This is a genomic window from Streptococcus sp. 2106 (assembly GCF_013277315.1).
GTDB lineage: Bacteria > Bacillota > Bacilli > Lactobacillales > Streptococcaceae > Streptococcus > Streptococcus pseudopneumoniae.
In genome coordinates this window covers 1-17,606 of record NZ_VMMS01000056.1, presented here as the reverse complement: position 1 = coordinate 17,606, position 17,606 = coordinate 1, and the positions used below count along the sequence as shown (strand labels likewise).

The 17,606-nt window shown below is 43.3% G+C and carries 8 protein-coding genes and 1 pseudogene; 2 read left to right on the top strand and 7 right to left on the bottom strand.

Features of this window, described 5'->3' with window-relative positions; all coding sequences use genetic code 11:
• Positions 1 to 259 precede the first annotated feature (259 nt).
• The 4 genes from HT723_RS06760 to HT723_RS06745 form a co-directional block, all read right to left on the bottom strand.
• Positions 260 to 2,140, bottom strand: coding sequence for a beta-N-acetylhexosaminidase (locus HT723_RS06760; RefSeq protein WP_172934892.1), 1,881 nt, complete (start codon positions 2,138 to 2,140; stop codon positions 260 to 262).
• On the bottom strand, positions 2,134 to 3,003 hold the full coding sequence (locus tag HT723_RS06755) for an ROK family protein (protein WP_171039262.1): 870 nt from the start codon (positions 3,001 to 3,003) through the stop codon (positions 2,134 to 2,136). Before HT723_RS06755 ends, HT723_RS06760 begins: the two co-directional genes overlap by 7 nt.
• An 83-nt stretch (positions 3,004 to 3,086) precedes the next feature.
• A complete protein-coding gene (locus HT723_RS06750) occupies positions 3,087 to 5,732 on the bottom strand; it encodes an alpha-mannosidase (RefSeq protein WP_172934891.1) in 2,646 nt (881 codons plus the stop codon).
• A 173-nt stretch (positions 5,733 to 5,905) separates the two neighbouring features.
• Positions 5,906 to 7,186 (bottom strand): glycoside hydrolase family 125 protein, encoded by a 1,281-nt coding sequence (locus HT723_RS06745; RefSeq protein ID WP_172934890.1) that lies wholly within the window; start codon positions 7,184 to 7,186, stop codon positions 5,906 to 5,908.
• Between the two features lie 170 nt (positions 7,187 to 7,356).
• Here HT723_RS06745 and HT723_RS06740 point away from each other — a divergent pair, with 170 nt between their 5' ends.
• A complete protein-coding gene (locus HT723_RS06740; protein WP_172934889.1) occupies positions 7,357 to 9,453 on the top strand; it encodes a GH92 family glycosyl hydrolase in 2,097 nt (698 codons plus the stop codon).
• Positions 9,454 to 9,565: 112 nt separating this feature from the next.
• On the opposite strand, the gene HT723_RS06735 is transcribed toward HT723_RS06740, so the two are convergent.
• Positions 9,566 to 15,532: a DUF1542 domain-containing protein gene (locus HT723_RS06735; RefSeq protein ID WP_172934888.1), complete on the bottom strand. Its 5,967-nt coding sequence runs from the start codon at positions 15,530 to 15,532 to the stop codon at positions 9,566 to 9,568.
• A gap of 622 nt (positions 15,533 to 16,154) precedes the next feature.
• Here HT723_RS06735 and HT723_RS06730 point away from each other — a divergent pair.
• Entirely contained in the window at positions 16,155 to 16,391 is a 237-nt protein-coding gene (locus tag HT723_RS06730) for a hypothetical protein (protein ID WP_172934887.1), read from the top strand.
• 319 nt (positions 16,392 to 16,710) lie between these two features.
• Here HT723_RS06730 and HT723_RS11925 read toward each other — a convergent pair whose 3' ends face one another.
• Positions 16,711 to 16,974, bottom strand: coding sequence for a hypothetical protein (locus HT723_RS11925; protein ID WP_345890247.1), 264 nt, complete (start codon positions 16,972 to 16,974; stop codon positions 16,711 to 16,713).
• A gap of 183 nt (positions 16,975 to 17,157) precedes the next feature.
• Positions 17,158 to 17,427, bottom strand: a pseudogene (locus tag HT723_RS11920) (hypothetical protein); the annotation flags it as partial.
• Positions 17,428 to 17,606: the final 179 nt, after the last annotated feature.

The following is a 17,606-nucleotide window of genomic DNA, read 5'->3' as shown; positions in this document are numbered from 1 at the left end:
CAGCTAGCTTCCTAGTTTGCTCTTTGATTTTCATTGAGTATTAAAAAACTCTCTTATCTGAAACCATCACAAAAAAACACTTGTTTTACTAATTTTAAGTGTACCACAATACCTCCAATTGCTAATCGATAGAATTGCTCTTAGGAAACATTCCCTTTCTGCTATTTTAGCATAAGTTTGTCTAACTGTGGCATTTGAAACTAGATAATTCTTCTGTTTCACGCGAAACACCCTGCGCCAAGCAAGGTGTTCTTGTTTTTTATGTCGTATAAATCGTTGAAGCTGTCGCAATGGTATGCCATTGGTTGGCTGTTGTAGCTGCGAAGTCCTTGTCTGCGTAGAAGTCGTTAAATGGCAGAATTTCCACTTCTAACTCGTCGATACGGTCAAGCTGCCCAGCCAGATAAGCCTCGATACGGCTTTCTGCTCGTTTGATGCGTTGCAAGAGTCCGCCCATACGGATGTCAACTGTATCCAAGCCAAAGACCTTGTTTTCCTTCAGCCATTGATGGCTAAAGAGGGCATGGAAGTGTTCGATCGCGCTTCTGAGTTCTGGTAATTCTTGTCTTGCGATTTCTTGCAGACTTTCCTTATCGTTTATTTGATAGGCCTGACGAATGCGTCTTCCCACATCCACTTTGCTACTTAAAATGGCATTCAACTGGGCCTGAGTTTCAAAGAGGTAAGCATAATTTCCTGCTTTTTCTTTAATGTCAGCAAGCGTCTCAGCAGCCTGATCGAAGTGCGGTTTGTCCTGTTCAGGTGTCATATGCTGGTCAAGGATCGGACAGAGAACATCCTGATAAAAGACATAGCGGTTAGGATTGATGCCACTGAGATTGTCCGGCAAATCTGGCAAGAGGTTAGCAAGGTCAATCTGCATAAAATCTTCAACCGATAGACCTGTATTGGTCTGGAAATGAGCAGACAGTCGGTCTAGGTCATTGCGGTAGCTTAGTTCTGCCCAGATTTGCAGGCTTGGGAGAATAGAAAACTGGGCTGTTTCACCACCATTGTCCCCCCAACCAGTCACGATGACTTCTTTGATGTCATTGGCACGACAGGCTTTATTGGCCTCGATAGCCACTAGACAGCTGAAATGGTTGTTGGGTGTGAAACCAATCCACTTCCAAGCTCCCCCTGCAAAGGCAAGGTCATGACTAATCTTATGATGATTGCGGAAGTTACGGTTGTATTTTTCCTCACTATCCTGATAATAGTCCCAGTAAACCAGAGTCACACGGTCTTTGAGACGGTCTAGGTAGACACGCGTTTCCTCTGGAATTTCCACATCACGGTCGTACTGGCCATCTGCTGACATAAGTTTAAAGAACATATCGCTCCACATCTGGCAGTGGAAACCATATTTATCAGCAATATCCAGCACGCGCTCCAAGTGTTGACACATTAGGAGACTACGATCCACAACACCGTTCAATATCAAATAACGTCCCAAGCCAACCAAGTGGGCTTCGTCCATCCCGATATTGACCTTGCGAGTTTGCAGTTTAGACAGCGTCGCAAACATACCATCAATCAGGTCATAAACCTTTTCTTCGCCAATGAGGAGAATATCCTCCACATCACGGAGTTCCTGCACTTCTTTGACACCCCATTTGACGAAGGCTGACAAGTGGGCCAAGGTCTGGATGCAGGGCACAAAGGTCATGTCAAACTGCTGGGCATAGGCTTCGATTTCCTGCAACTCCTCAGCCGAATAAGCCCCACGGAAATAGCCAAAGTAAGGCTGCCCTGCAATCTGGTAGGTATCTTCCATGTAAAGTTCAAAGGTTGAGTAGCCCATGAGAGCCAAGACCTCAATCATCTGCTTGGCAGAAGCGACATTCAGCACCGCATTGCGCGAACAGTCAGCCATGTAGGCCAACTCTTCATAAGCTGCTTGTTCTTCAATCTCTACCTTGTCACCTTCTGCTAGAGCCGTTGCCAACAAGGACAAGGCACGATAAAGTTGGTGAGGTTTGCGGTAGGTCAATTGATAGTGACCATCCTCACCCTTGATTGAAATAGAGGCTTGGTCAGACTGAGCGACAGATACCTCTACATCTGGTAGCGAAATGTGCTTTTTAAGCAACTCTACTGCTTGCTCTTGTTTGGAACTAAGTCCTGTAAATCTTACCATTGATTTTCCTCCTGTAACCAGTTGACAAGGGCACCGTAGAGATTAGCATCTGCATGATAGGTGCAGGCTTGGATGACGGGTGCGACCGTGTATTCTTCGTAGGTTTCGACAAAGTCTTCAACAGTTTCCTTGACACCTTGGATAAAATCTGGATTTTGACTGATAGAACCTCCCAGACTGATGACATCTGGGTCGATGAGATACTGGATATTGAGCAATCCTTGCGCCAGATTACGATTCATGCGCTCAATGGCTTCTTGACAAAGGGCATTTCCTGCTGCAGCCTCTTGATAAATCTTGCGACCGTCCCAGTCAGTCTGACCAGATTTTTCAATCACGTATCGCACCATATTGCCAGTTGACGCTAGTTGCGACCAGTTGTTGAGCTTTTCAGCAGGGGCAAGGGTTGTCATATAGCCAAATTCTCCACCCAGACCGTGGCGACCTCGATGAAGTCTACCATTGATAATCATGGCTCCGCCAATCCCTGTCCCAATCACGACACAGGCTGCATTTTCAAGCTCTGGATGAGCTAGTAGTTCACTGAGTCCAACGCAGTTGGCATCATTTTCTAAATGGACAGGTAGCTGATAAGAGCTAAGCGCCTCATACCAAGAAAAGCCATGGATGTAGGGCACCGCACTGAAGCCATCAATCACACCTGTCTCTTGATTGACCGCACCTGGAACACTCATAGCAATCCCACTGTAATCCTGCTCTGACAAGCGCTGGTCTAGCCAAGCTAATAAATCCTCCAAACTTTCAGGCGTTGGAATGCTTGTCTTATCTAATATTTTCCCATCAGGAGTCAGACTAGCAAACTTAATTCCAGTCCCTCCGATATCAATTGTTGCAATGGTCATTGTTTTTACCATAAAAAGGGGCGAATCAGCAGTTAGTTCTTACCTTTTCGCCCCTCCTTTCTTTTTATGTTTACTTTTTGAAATTAAATTTCTTCTTTTTTAATCAATTCTGTACGAATTTCTTGTGGTGAAATGAAGCCTCTATGAACTGGGTATGGTCGTTCAAGTAGGTCAAGGAAGAGATGTTGACTTTCTGGTACACGCACATTTTCTTGACTCATATTGTAGTAACGGAGTACATATCCTTCTTCATTTTCAGCTACCTTAAAGGCTGTTGGACAGATTTGCGGTATGCTGAGAACAGAATGGCTCAAGAGGCTACCAGTCGCTGCCACGCTCCCTTCCTGTCTAGCAAGCTGAAGGCTGGCAAACGGTGTCTGCAAGGCCTTAGCTCGACGATAAGCTGAGAAGCGTTCTTGGGCTTGGTGGCACTCAAGCGCAAACTCGACTTCAAATTCACGCAAGCATTGTGCTTCTGGTGTTGGGAAGTAGCCCCAGTCACCTAGCTCACCTGATGCACGCAAAATAGTCACTGCAATGGTGTCGTCTCCAAGGATTTCGTATTCATTCAATCCCTTGTTGGATACAGTCACACCTTTTTCATCGTCATACAGACTAACAAAGGCTTGTTGGTGTTGAGGATTTTCAGGATTTTCCCATGAAGCAGCTGGTTTGTTTGGTCGTGTCACCACCTCATAGATGCTTTCAGAATCATTGCTTGGACGCGTGTTATGAGTCTTGACCAAGAGACGGATACGGTGATCCTTGGCAGTGTTAGTAAAGCGAGTCTTGAAGCGGATTTGTGGATTGTCAATAAAGACAGTCAACTCAGTTTCAAGAGGAATGCTTGTCAATTCTTCTGACCGTCCAGCCTCACGCTTCATAAACTCGATGATGCCTTTTTGCTCTTCTTCTAGCTTTTCATCTGCACTGACAGGCACGGTCAATTCATGTTTGAGCAAAATCTTAGCATAGCGAGCTGTGTTTTCCAAGATCTCGTAGCCCTTAAGCTCTGCATAGATTGGCTCTGTTCCTTTTGGTTGGAAATAGATATACTCATTTCCGATGTCTCCACGGTCTTCGAAGCGGATAAAATCTTCATAGGCTTCGTGAGTTGTCTTGTCATAGACTGTGATGTTGTCATCTACACTTACCGTTACAAATGGCGTATCAATCACTCCGTTTTGGTAAATGCCGTCGCGGTGTTCTTGCTCTCCTTCCAGCAATTGGAAAGTTGTCCAAGAAAGCGGAGCTAGGTGAACTGGAATGGTCACGCGCACTTGTCGAGCAATACGAGCTTGGCGGAACTTATCTTTTGGTAAATCGTACTCAAAATTAGCTCCGAGGTCTTCGATTTTAGCCTCTACAGGACGCCCATCCAAGTCCTCCACACGATAACTTGGCAAGGTTAAGGTAGCCATCTTCTTGTAACCTTCTGTTGGGTGCAATTCCTTGAAATCACAAGTCGCAACATCAATCACTGTGCTGACAGTATCAACCTTATCATGCAAGCCTGTGTTAATGACAGTAAAGAGATATTCACTTTGAGCCTTAGACGTAGCAATTTTACCCTTCCACTCATTAAGAAGATTGCTTTTAACAAAGTTTCCTACTTGGTTGACCTTGGCAAAACGCGTTTCCATCTCACGGTGAACTTCGTCCACGCTACAGCCACAGATGCTATCATGCGGCGCATTCTGCAAAAGAGTTTTCCAAGCATAGGTCAACTGGTCCTTGTGGTTGTGACCCCCAGTGATAATCGTCAAGGGTTCTACAACTTGCTCTAGGAGGTTGCTATTTTCTTGGAAGGCTTGTTTGAGATAAATACGAGATGAAGAAGTGTTGGCAAGTGTGTACCAACCATCTGTTTCCTGACTGGTCAACTCACCTGTAACCGTTGATAATTGCTCTGGTAGGGCACTTTCCACGGCTTGGACATATTCATCAAAGGAACTGTGAACAAAGGTCACATCTGGGAAGAGTTCATTTGCCACACGAATGGCTTCACTCAGATTTTTCTGGACAGGCTGGTGGTCACAGCCGTTCATCATCAACCACTGGTTGGTCGAAGCGTAGACACGCACGTCTGCCAGTTTTTGTTTCCAGAAGGTCAAGGCCTCGTCTTTATCAACTGGAATTTCATTCCCGTTACTGTACCAGTTGGCAAAGAGAATACCCAGGACACGACTTCCGTCCGCACCCTGCCAGTACATTTCTGAAAACTGGGAAGTAAACTGCTCATCTTCGAGGACTTGGTTGTCAAATCCAATCGGCTTCACACCACGACCAAAAGCTGCCACGTGAATGCCTGATTTTTGAAGGATTTGAGGAGCTTGCCCCATATTTCCAAAGGTATCTGGAAAGTAACCAATCTGGGTTGATTTGCCCCATTTTGCACATTCTGCTTGACCAATCAAGGTATTGCGGACGTTGGCTTCACTTGAAATCAAGTAGTCATCCTGCAAAATGTAAAAGGGACCAATTTTAAGCTTGCCCTCGTCAATGTAACGTTGGACTTTATCGCGATTTTCAGGGCGAATCTCCAAGTAGTCATCAAGGACAATGGTTTGACCATCCAAGTGGAAGCTCTTGAACTCAGGGTCATTCTCAAAGAGATCAAAGAGATTGTCAAACAATTCCACCAACTGCATACGGTGGCTTTCAAAAGGCAAGTACCACTCACGGTCCCAGTGACTATGTGAGATAATATGTACGACAACATTTTCCATGAAGTAAAACCTCATTCTAAATTTAAATTTTAACGTTTTAAATGTAAATTTGTGATTCTGACAAGAATCGGTTGCGCTAATACTCAATGAAAATCAAAGTGCAAACTNNTTTGAGGTTGCAGATAAAGCTGACGTAGTTTGAAGAGATTTTCGAAGAGTATAAAGCACGCCCCTTAACGAATATCCAGGTAATCCAAGACCAATTCACAGAACATCATGTTGGCCCAAGAGAACCATTCACGAGAGTAGAGAGTTGGGTCATCCACGTGGAAGCTTTCGTGCATAACACCTGTACCACCATCGCAAGCAACCAGCTGATCCAGCAAGAATTTCTTCTCCGCCTTATCTCTTGTTGTCAAGCCTTGGATAGACAGAGCGATGGGCCAGATATAGCGATAGAAGGTATGAGAACTTCCGAGACCGCTAGCGTATTCTCCTTGGTAGAAATATGGATTTTCAGGGCTCAGAATGGTACGGCGAGTAGCTTGATAGACTTCGTCGTCAATGTCGCAGTAGCCCAGATAAGGCGCAGCCAACAAACTTGGTACGTTTGGATCATCCATGATGCTAGCATTTCCTAGACCATCCACTTCAAAGGCATAAATCTTTTCGCCCTTGCTGTTGCTTGTGTAGGCGTAGTTTTCAATTCCTTCTTGGATTTCAGCCTGAAGACGCTTAGCGTCAGTGATAACACTCTGGCTATCAGCTAGGTTTAATGCTGCAAAGATTTCTTGCACATACCCCAAAACAACAACTGCAAACATATTTGACGGAATCAAGTAACTATACTGACAACAGTCATCACTCGGACGAAAGGCTGACCAAGTCATGCCTGTCACTGCAAAATCAGGTCCAAAGCCATCATTTACCAAGGTATCTTCCTTGCGGTCCGTATCTCGGACAAAACGATAAGGAGAGTTCTTGTGGTCTTGTTCAACTGTCCATAGATGGAGAATTTCCTTAATCGCTACGACAAAAATCTCATCAAACTGACTAGTCTCGCCAGTCTCTTTCCAGAGGAGATAAGCCAACTGCAAAGGATAGCAAAGCGAGTCCACCTCATACTTGCGTTCCCAAATCCAGCCATTAAGGTCTGTGTGGTCAGTCTCATGGTGCCCCTTCCAGTTTTCCTCAATGTTGAAGGAATTGGCATAAGGATCCTTGAGTACCAAGGTCATCTGACGCTTGACCAAACCTGCAATGGTCTGACGCAGGAGGGCATCTCTTTTAGCCACATGCAGGTAGGGTCTGAGTTGAGCTGTCGAATCCCGAAGCCACATTGCAGGAATATCCCCAGTCAAGACAAAAGTGGAACCATCTTCTAGGATTTCAACCGTATTGTCCAAGGTATCTGTATAGCAACGCTCGAAAACATCCACCCACTCTGGATGGTCCTTAGCCCGCTCTGCCACTTCATCTAGCCATTCTCTAACAATTTCTTTTGAATAAATCATCGTGCAGTATCCTCTTTCAAACAAGTTTCATTTTCAGTATATAGCTTTTGAGACAGAAAATACATACACAAATGATAGTCATTTTTCTACAAAATAGTTATCTTTGAAACTCCTTTTCTAAAGGTTATCTTTTTCTGATATAATGTAGAAAAACAGCTAAAGGAAAGACTATGAAACCATTACTTGAAACCATCGATACCCGCTTTGGAACTGCCAGCAAGCATGCCTTTTCTCGGGGAAATACCCTGCCATACACAGGCGTGCCTTTTGGGATGAATTACTTTGTGCCCCAGACCAGTGACCAGGATGGATCTTGGTTTTTTGATCCACATCTGCCTATTTTTCAGGGGATTCGATTGACCCATCAACCAAGTCCTTGGATTGGGGACTACTCTTGGCTCCTTCTGACACCTGTCACCGGTCAACTGGGTGGAGACAGCCTCTTTCACCGCCAATCTTCCTATGACATAGATAAGGCCTCTTTCCAACCTCATTATCTGAAAATTTTCTCCCTGCGCTATCAGATTGAAAGCCAGCTTACACCGACTTGCTACGGTGCTTCTATTCGTTTGGAGCAAAAGCAAGGCAAAGCCCTCTCCCTCTATCTTCACGCAGAAGATGAACTGACAGTAGAGCAAGTAGATAAGCGGACTCTTGCCCTGCGACAAGAAGGTAAAACTGAGACCAACAGAAATCCACTGATACTGTTCACTGCCCTGCAAATGAACACGGATATTCTTGCTATCAGCCAAGAAGGTGGTGACTGGCGAATTGACTTAGCAGATAGCCATGCTGAGATTCAGCTAGCGACTTCTTTCATCTCGCCTTCTCAAGCACTGCTTAATCTACCTCAACAAGACTTCGATAACTGCAAAGCAAGTGCACAAAAAGATTGGAAAAATCTCCTCCATCGTTTTGACGTTATAGAGACAGGAGAGACTGACCGAACCTTCTTTGATCACTGCCTCTACAGACTCTTCCTCTTCCCACAGACTTTTTATGAGATTGATGAATCAGGGCAAGACATCCACATGGATCTGGCTACTGGCACTGTCAAGCCTGGTGTTCTCTTCAGCAACAATGGCTTCTGGGACACCTTCCGCACCACCTTCCCCCTCTTTGCCCTTATCATACCGGAACACTACCACCGCTTTTTAGAAGGTTTCCTCAATAGCTACCGCGATACTGGTTTTCTTCCAAAATGGCTAGCTCCAGATGAACGTGGCATGATGCCAGGTACACTTTTAGACGGTATTATCGCAGATAGCGCCTGCAAGAACATGGCTCCCGACTTGGAAGCAGAACTCTTCCAAGCCATGCTCGAAACAGCCAGCAAGTCCGACCCTCTCGGCATCAATGGTCGTCACGGACTAGCCCAATACCAAGAACTTGGCTACCTCTCTACCGACCACCACGAAAGCGTCAGTCACACCCTAGACTATGCCTATAGCGACTTTTGTATCGCCAGCTGTGCCAAAAAACTAGATCAGAATGACATCGCGGAAACCTACAAGGCTGCTTCACAAAATTACCGCCAGCTATTTGACGCTGAAACAGGCTACATGCGAGCGCGAGACAATCGAGGCAACTTTCGCCCTGACTTCTCTCCTTATAGCTGGGGACGCGACTATGCCGAATGTTCAGCCATCCAAGCAACTTTAGGCGTCCTCCACGACATTCCAGACTTAATCCAGCTTATGGGTGGAAAAGAAGCCTTCAGCAACTATCTTTTGAAAGCCTGTCAAGATGCTCCCCTCTTTGAGACAACAGGCTATGGTTACGAGATTCACGAAATGAGCGAAATGGCTACTGCTCCTTTTGGACAAGTCGCTATTTCCAATCAACCGAGCTTCCACATTCCTTATCTCTTCCGCTACAGCAACTACCCTGACTACACTGCCCTTCTTATCAAGACCTTACGTCAGAAAGCCTTTCACCCAAGTTGGCAAGCCTATCCTGGCGATGAAGACAATGGCAGTCTCTCTGCTTGGTACATCTGGTCAGCTCTCGGACTTTATCCAACCTGTCCAGGAAAACCAAGCTATGATCTCGGAATCCCTCTCTTTAATCACCTCCGTATCTACCTAGCTAAAGAAGGTAAATGGCTAGATATTCATACTGAGCAAAACCACAGCCACTTCAACTTTGTCAAAGAATGCCGACTGGACAAAAACCTAGTATCAACTATTCAACACCAAGACCTCCTAAAAGCTGATCAGCTAACTTTCACCCTCAGCTGGTTACCAAGTCAGCCGTCCACTTCCTGAAATGCAAAAATCTCCTAGCAGGCTTTCCTGCTAGGAGATTTTCTTATGAGAGGTACTTGTTAAGCTTTGAAAATCGGACTTATCATCTGATAATTATCAAATAATCTACCAATTAAGCTTCTTCGTCTTCTTTACGACGACGACCTGCAAGACCAAGACCAAGTAAGGCACTTGCGGCAGCTGCTACCATAGCTACAGTAGAATCTGCTGTACCTGTATTTGGCAACTCTTTAGCGACTGTACGCACGTTTGTTGCTGCTTGGTTGGCATTTGCTGCTTGAGCTGGAACTACAGCTGGTGTTTGAGCAGCTTGGTCATTAGCTGGACTTGCATGATTAGTTGCTGGAGAAACTTTCGCCAAGAAGTCTTCGATACGTTTAACCGTTGCAGCCACATCTGCCTGAGTTGCATCTGCATTGGCAAATACTTTCTTAGCATCCGCTGATAATGCGTTCGCTGCTTTTGCAGTTTCTGCATCAAGCTTAGCTGATTCTTGGATGATTAGTCCATCTAACTGACGAATAGCGCCTGCTAACTTAGCTTTATCCACTTTTGCTTCAGTGTTAGTAGCTCCGTTATTTTGAGCTGAAGGAGCTTGTTTAAAGATAGCTTCAGCGGTAATTGCTAAAACTTTGCCATCTTTAGTTACAACAGTTGCATTTCCTGCCTTGTCAAAGAGAACATCTACTACATCAGCATTTGCTGCTTTAATCTTAGCTTTTGCAGCTTCTTTTTCTGAATCTGTTAAGTTAGTAAAGTCTGCTACTGTTTCTTTTTCAAAGTCAAGGTTGATGTTATCTCCGCTATTCTTAGCTGTTACATCACTTTCTGTTTTCACTAATTGGTCTTTTGCAATCGATACTGTATTTCCATCTAGTGTTACTGTGGCGTTACCTTTATCGTCTACTACTACAGTCGCTCCTGAATTGACGGCTTCAATTGCTTTCTTAACTGCTGCTTTTTCATCTTCCGTTAAGTTATCTTTGTTTCCAACTAATGTACGGAATGCTGGTGTTTTCACTTTAGTAGTCTTAGCTTCGTCAGCTAGGTTTCCAGCTGGGATTACTAGGTCTAAAGCTGGAATATTCAGAACTGTACCATCAGCTTTAGTTACTGTTGCATTACCTTTGTCGTCTACTACTACAGTTGAACCTGGGTTGACTGCTTTAACCTTCTCTTCGATAGCTTTCTTCTCTTCTGGAGTTAAGGCATCTGGATCTGCTACTACAGTTTTAGCTGCTGGTGTATTGACATCATTGCCTGCATTTTCTTTAGTAATATCATCTTGTGTTTTCACTAAATCAGTGGCTGGAATGACCGCTGTCTTACCTTCTGGTGTTGTAACTGTAGCATTACCCTTATCGTCTACTACTACAGTTGAGCCTGGGTTGACTGCTTTAACCTTCTCTTCAATAGCTTTCTTCTCAGCGTCTGCCAACTTGTCTAGGTTCGCTGCTACAGTTTTAGCTGCTGGTGTATTGACATCATTGCCTGCATTTGGTTTAGCTGCATCTGCTGCTGACTTCGTCAAGTCTGTTGCTGGAATAACGGCTGTCTTACCTTCTGGTGTTGTGACTGTGGCATTTCCTTTATCGTCCACTACTACAGTCGCTCCTGGGTTAACTGCTTTAACCTTCTCTTCAATAGCTTTCTTCTCTGCAACTGTCAACTTGTCTGAGTTCGCTACAACCGTCTTATCCGCCGGCTTAACGATGTCGTTGCCTGCGTTTGGTTTAGTTGCGTCTTCCGGTGATTTGAATAAATCTTTCCATGGAATTGTTGCCACAGTTCCATCATTTAAAGTAACTGTAGCGTTACCTTTATCATCAAATTTAACAGATTTAGCCTCAGGATTGAGTTTTCTTAATTTTTCTTCTACTTTGGCTTGTGCAGCTGAATCAGTCGGTTCACCAACCACTTTATCTGCTGGTTTAACAATTTCACCATTTCCTGCGTCAGATTTAGCTGTATCTTCCTTAGTTCTCACTAACTCAGTTGATGGAATCGTTGCAGTCTGACCTTCTGGTGTAGACACTGAAACAGTTCCGTCTGCATCGAGTAGCACAATAGAATTTGGATTTACAGACTTAACAGCAGCAATAATTTGAGCTTTTTCTGACTCTGTCAACATCGATTTATCCTTGATGATAACTTTATCAAGTGGTTTGTTAATATCGTTTCCACCTTTACCATTATCTAGATTCTCCAACGTTTTCACAAGATCAGTTGGGTTAATGATTCCCTTATCACCATTTGCTGTAGTAACTTCAATATTTCCAGCGTCGTTATATTTAACCTCTTTGGCTGTTGGGTTCACTTTCTTCACTTCTTCTAGGATTTTAGCTTTTTCCTCAGCTTTTAGGTTGGCTGGATCATTAACTAGCACTTTATCAATTGGTCTGTTAATATCCCCAACTGCTCTAATTGCCGATTTATCCGCGTCTTGAATCTTATTAACATCTGCTTCTTTATTCGCAGCATCTACTAATTTCTTAGCTTCGGCTGCTATTTGATCTGCTTTATCTTTAAGATTCTCTTTCGCTTTAGGAGATAAGTCAGTACGCGCGTCAATCTCTTCTTTCTTCGCTTTTGTTTGCTCATCAATGGCTTTACGAGCATTTGGTTTATCTTCTACAACAGGTAAAACTTTCCCTATTTCAGCATTTGCATCATCTTGAAGTTTCTTAACCTCTGAATCTGTTGTAGCAATATCAATTGCTTGCTTAGCTTCTTTGGCTAAGGCTGTCGCTTTTTCAGCAGCTTCAGCTTTTTCTTCATCCGTAGCATCTGGTGTGTTTTCAATGGCTTTTAGTTGTTCAGCTAGCTTATCATCAATAGCTTTCTTGGCTGCAGCTTTAGTTGTTGTTTCTGGATTCACAGCTTTAATCGCTGCTACACCGTGTTCCTTAGCACTATCTACTGCTCCTTGAACCTTCCTTGATTCCTCTGGTGTTGTGGTTACATCTGGTTGAGCATCAATGGCCTTGTTCGCTTCGGCTGCTCGAGCTTGAGCTTCTGCTTTAACTTTCGCTTTTTCTTCAGCTGTTAGATCTTGGCGAGCATCGATTTCTGCTTCTTTCTTAGCTAATTCATCTGCCACTGCTTGTTTAGCAGCTGCTTTGGCTACTGGATTCACAGCACCAACTGCAGACTCACCGGCTTCTTTGGCTTTGGCTACTTCTGCATCACTTGTTGCGGCTGCTACTGCTGCCTTAGCCTTGTCTGCTTCTTCCTTAGCCTTGTCTTTAGCAGCTTTCTTCTCTGCATCTGTCAAGTCTGTACGCTCATCAATGGCCTTGTTCTTAGCAGCAAGAGCGTCATCAATGGCTTTGTCAGCGGCTGCTTTAGCGGTTGTTTCTGGATTCACAGCTTTAATCGCTTCTACACCTTTTTCCTTAGCGGCTTCTACTTGTTCTTGAGCTGCTTGGGCTTCTTCTGGTGTTGCGGCTACATCTGGTTGAGCATCGATGGCCTTGTTCGCTTCAGCTGCTTTCGCTTGAGCTTCTTTCTTAGCTGCATCTTTTTCTTCAGCTGTTAGATCTTGGCGAGCATCGATTTCTGCTTCTTTCTTAGCTAATTCATCTGCCACTGCTTGTTTAGCAGCTGCTTTGGCTACTGGAGTCACAGAGGTAACATCCGCTACACCTTTATCTTCTGCAGCGTCCACAAGTTTTTGGGTTGCTCGGGCTGCATCTTCTGTATCTTCATTATCAGGTTGAGCGTTGATTTTAGCTAATTCTGCATCAGCTAATTTTTGGGCTTCTGCTTTAGCTGCGTCTTTTTCTGCTTGACTTAGGTCTGTGCGCTTATCAATCTCATCATTTTTAGCTGTTAAGGCATTGGCAATTGCTGCCTTAGCATTCTCTTTAGCGATTGGGTTTACTTTAGAAATGGCTGTAGTGGCTTCTGTTTGCGCTTCATCTACAGCTGCATCTGTCGTCGCTGCATCGATTTTCTCAGTTGCTGCCCGGGCTGCTTCATTGGCTTTAGCAATAGCGGCTGTTTTTTCAGCTTCTGATAGATTTCTGTCTGCATTAATAGCATCTTCTTTGGCCTTACGTGCTGCTTCAATTGCCGCTTTGGCTTCAGCTTTTTTAGCTACTACTGGATTGTCTGCTGCAATGGCGGTTGTCCCTGCAGTTTGAGCTTGATCCAAGGCAGCTTTTGTTGTTAGGCTAGGATCATTAATGGCTGCTAATGCTTTTTTCTTATCTTCATTTACCTTAGCGATAGCTGCATCTTTTTCTTCTTGAGTTGCTTCTGCGTTACCATTGATAGCGTTAATCTGCTCCTCAGCTGCTGTATTAACCGCATCGATAGCAGGTTGTTTGTCCAGTTTTACAACACTTGTCAAAGGAACACTATCAGTAGATCCATCGTTATAAGTAACGACAAGTTGGTCACCTTGTTGTGTTACAGATTTGATATAATTTGATGCATTTTTTACTTCTGTATTATTCTTATCTGATAATCTTGCATCATCAGCTGTGCTATATTTAAGCTTGATATTCTCTTTAATTTTAGTAAGTTCATCTTCAGATAGACTATCTGGATCAGAAACTACGATTTTATCATCTTCGTTTGTTGGACTTACAAGGTCGTATTTTTGAGTTTGTTCACGAACTACAAGTTTGAAAGCTCCTTCTTGATTCAAATCACTATTCTGAAGTGGTGGAGAAAATACTGCACCTTCTAAATCTTCAGCTACTAGGTATCTTGTCATTAATGTTCCTACAAATCGTGGTTGATTTGGAACATTTACTGTTCCCCTAATTCTCGTAATAGCTGGACTATCTGCTGTTGCATTAATACCATTAGTATCCGTCTGTGATGTCATATTTAAACCATACTGATTTGCAACTTGTCCTTGTGCAGCACCTTTCGCCTGTACTATACCTTTCGCCTGTACTATACGAAGATCCTTAATTTTTCCACTATCATCTGTGACACCAAATTCAAGATTTGTTTCTTCACCTTTATAAACATAGATTTCTTTCTGAGCTGAATTAGAGAACGGAATAATTCCTTTTGGTCTTACATTTAGAACTTTATTTTTTTCGATTGTATCTACAGAGCCGTCATTATATGTTACAGCAAGTTTTGTAGAATCTGTTGGAGACACTGCCACTGCTTTAATCAATTGAGACGGGTTGTTAACATCTGTTCCTGCTAAGTTTTGCAAGCGAGCATCCGTATTCGTTTTAGAGTACTCTAATTGCAATCTTGACTTAATTGTTCCTAACTCATCTTCTGTAATGTTATCAATATCATTAACAGTAATACGTTGAGAGCCTGTTAAATCTTTAACGTCATATTTTTGATTTTGAGGTTTCAGTACAACATTAAAGGCATGGTCATTAGCCTTTCCAGTGTTAGAGCCCGTAAAGTCCATATTGTTAGTATCAGTTACCCGTACATAACGCCAACCTAAAGGGAATCCTCGAGGGTTTTCTCCTTTAGTTGCACCCTCTAATTGAGCTTGCGTAAAGCCCTGGTCTGAAGCTGGAGTACCTGAGTATCTGATAACTGCTGGTGTAGCGTCCGATGCTAATGTTTCAGTTTTAAACTCATTGGCTGTATATCCATACTTAGTATTGATTTTATCAGTTTCATCTGCTACAGGATTAAAAGGTCTATTCCCACCTTGTAGTAATGTAGCTCTCTTAATCTTACCTGCATCATCTTTAATTTTAATCTCAAATGAGGTTTCTTCTGCACCATAGACATAGATTTCTCTTTCAGTAGTATTAGAATATGGAATCTCTACCACTGGAGGCTGATCAGTGGTAGCTGCAGGGGCCTCACTCCCAGCTGTTGCTTCTCCATTTTCTGCACCAGTAGACGTTGCTCCACCTCCTGGGTCAGCCTCCCCCCCTCCGTTAGGGTTAGCTGCCACAGCGGCTCCGCCTTGTGGGTCTGTGCCATTCTCATCAGCTGACACTGCTCCGTTCCCCAAAAACATAAATAGAGCCGCTACTGCCACACTGGCTGCACCAAAACTATATTTACGAATAGAATAACGCGTGACCTTCTCACGACGCAGGCGCTCAGAACGACTCATGGATACTTTCTTGTCCATTACTTAAATCTCCTTTAGGATTATATTTTTCTACATAAGAGAGGCTCCTCCTTCCTTATAGAAGGAGACTTCCTCTATTCATAGATTTACGTTACTATGATACATAATTACCAAGATATATGCAACTTTTTTGTTTGCTAATATTTTGCTAAAAAAAAAAAAAAAAAAACATTTTTTCGATTTTCGTGAATTTTATTCGGTTTTTTTATCCATATTTTTCATTATTTTATGAATTTGTTAAGGATTTACTGATTCTCATGACATCTTATGCTCTGATTTTTTAGGATTCACTCAACCCTTAATTTCTATAAATATTATTTTTTCAAAACAACTCTATCTTTTTCACTAGCCTCGACAAAATAAGTAGAAAAAATGTAAGGGGGTGCGCCTTTTTCATTGGCATCATTTGAAGATGACAACATGCAAAGAGCCTAAAAAAGAGAAACTGCCAGTGATATCACTAGCTATTCTGATTGCTTGCCATAGAACAGAAGATAGCGGCTCCTTGCCTCTCCTGACTACTTGACTAGTCTTGACCACTTACTATAGCTGCTCAGTTTTAAACAAGCAGGTTATCAGAAAGCCATGGCCTAGCCTACTGATTTTAAACAAGGAGCATTGGATGGCATCAAAAAAGAACACAGGCCTGCCGAGGCAGCCAAAGTTTTTAATCTTGGTCTCAGAACTCTCTTCAGCTAAGAAAAGAAATGAGGTGAGCAAGGACACTGAGAGCGGAAAGAGCGACTCATCAAAAATCGAAAGCTTCCTTATAGAGGAGTCGAAAGCTTTTGTAGAGGCTCATATCGAGGCTGCTTTCAGGGAAATTGCGGACAGTTTGATTGTGCTCTCCCTTCAGTAGGGCAGCTTTAAAGCAGATTCAGGTCACTTGAAAAAGACGACTAGCTTTAAGGAACAAGATTCAAAAAAAGTCGCTGACTTCTCTAGTCTGGAGATTTTCCAATCTCCCTCCTTATGGGACGGTTCCATAGTAAAATGAAATAGAAATAGGACAAATCAATCAGGACAATCAAATCGATTTCTAACCATGTTTTAGAAGCAGAGGTGTACTATTCTAGTTTCAATCTATTATATTTTTTAGCAAAGGGCTTTAAGATAACATAAAAATCGAAGTTCTGCTACTCCTATAAATGGAGTCATAGAAATTCGATTTTTTCTAATTATTCTAATCCTAGACGTTCAAAGATAGGCTCCACTCGTTTGGTATAGTAAAGATGGTTGAAAATCTCATCGATTTCCTCTTGTGTCAAACGTGATGTCACCTCTGGATCTGCTTCCAGAAGTAGTTTGAAGTCTACTTGCTTGTCCCAAGAGTAGGCTGTTTTTGGTTGTACCAAGTCATAGGCTTGCTCACGGGTCATGCCTTGTTCAATCAAGGTCAACATGGCACGTTGGCTAAAGATCAGACCAAAAGTCGCGTTCATGTTGCGGATCATGTTTTCTGGTAAGACCGTCAAGTTCTTGACGATATTTCCAAAACGGTTGAGCATGTAGTCAATCAAGATGGTCGTATCAGGTGTGATGATACGCTCAGCTGATGAGTGGGAAATGTCGTGTTCATGCCAGAGAGCCACATTCTCATAGGCTGTAATCATGTGAACACGCTCTAAACCCTGTTCAATCCCCTCTGCACGACCGCGTTCCAACCCTTTTTCTTCAGCTTGTTCCAAGGCATAGTCCTGCGCTAGCAAGGCTTGTTCTTCGCGTCTGCGTTGTTCACTAAACATCTCCCTGTCCTCCTCGGACCAGCTCTTGTAGTCCAGCAGTTAATCTGCTTGGCTGATGGCTCGCTCGGGTTCCTGGGTAAAAGGTTTATTCCCAAAAAACTCCAACCATGGTTTGCGAATGCTATCTTTGCTGGTTTCTCTGTATTTTTTATGTTTTATTTGTAATGTTTTTTCAATAGCGACTCAAACTCAGCGACGCTCATACCCAGCTGATGGCTGGCAACCTCGGAAGTCAGAAGCCCTTGGCGAACCATATCCAGAAAGGCAAAAAGTTTTCCACGTTCAAGTCCTTGTTCTAAACCTTTTTCGATGCCCTGTTCAATCCCCTC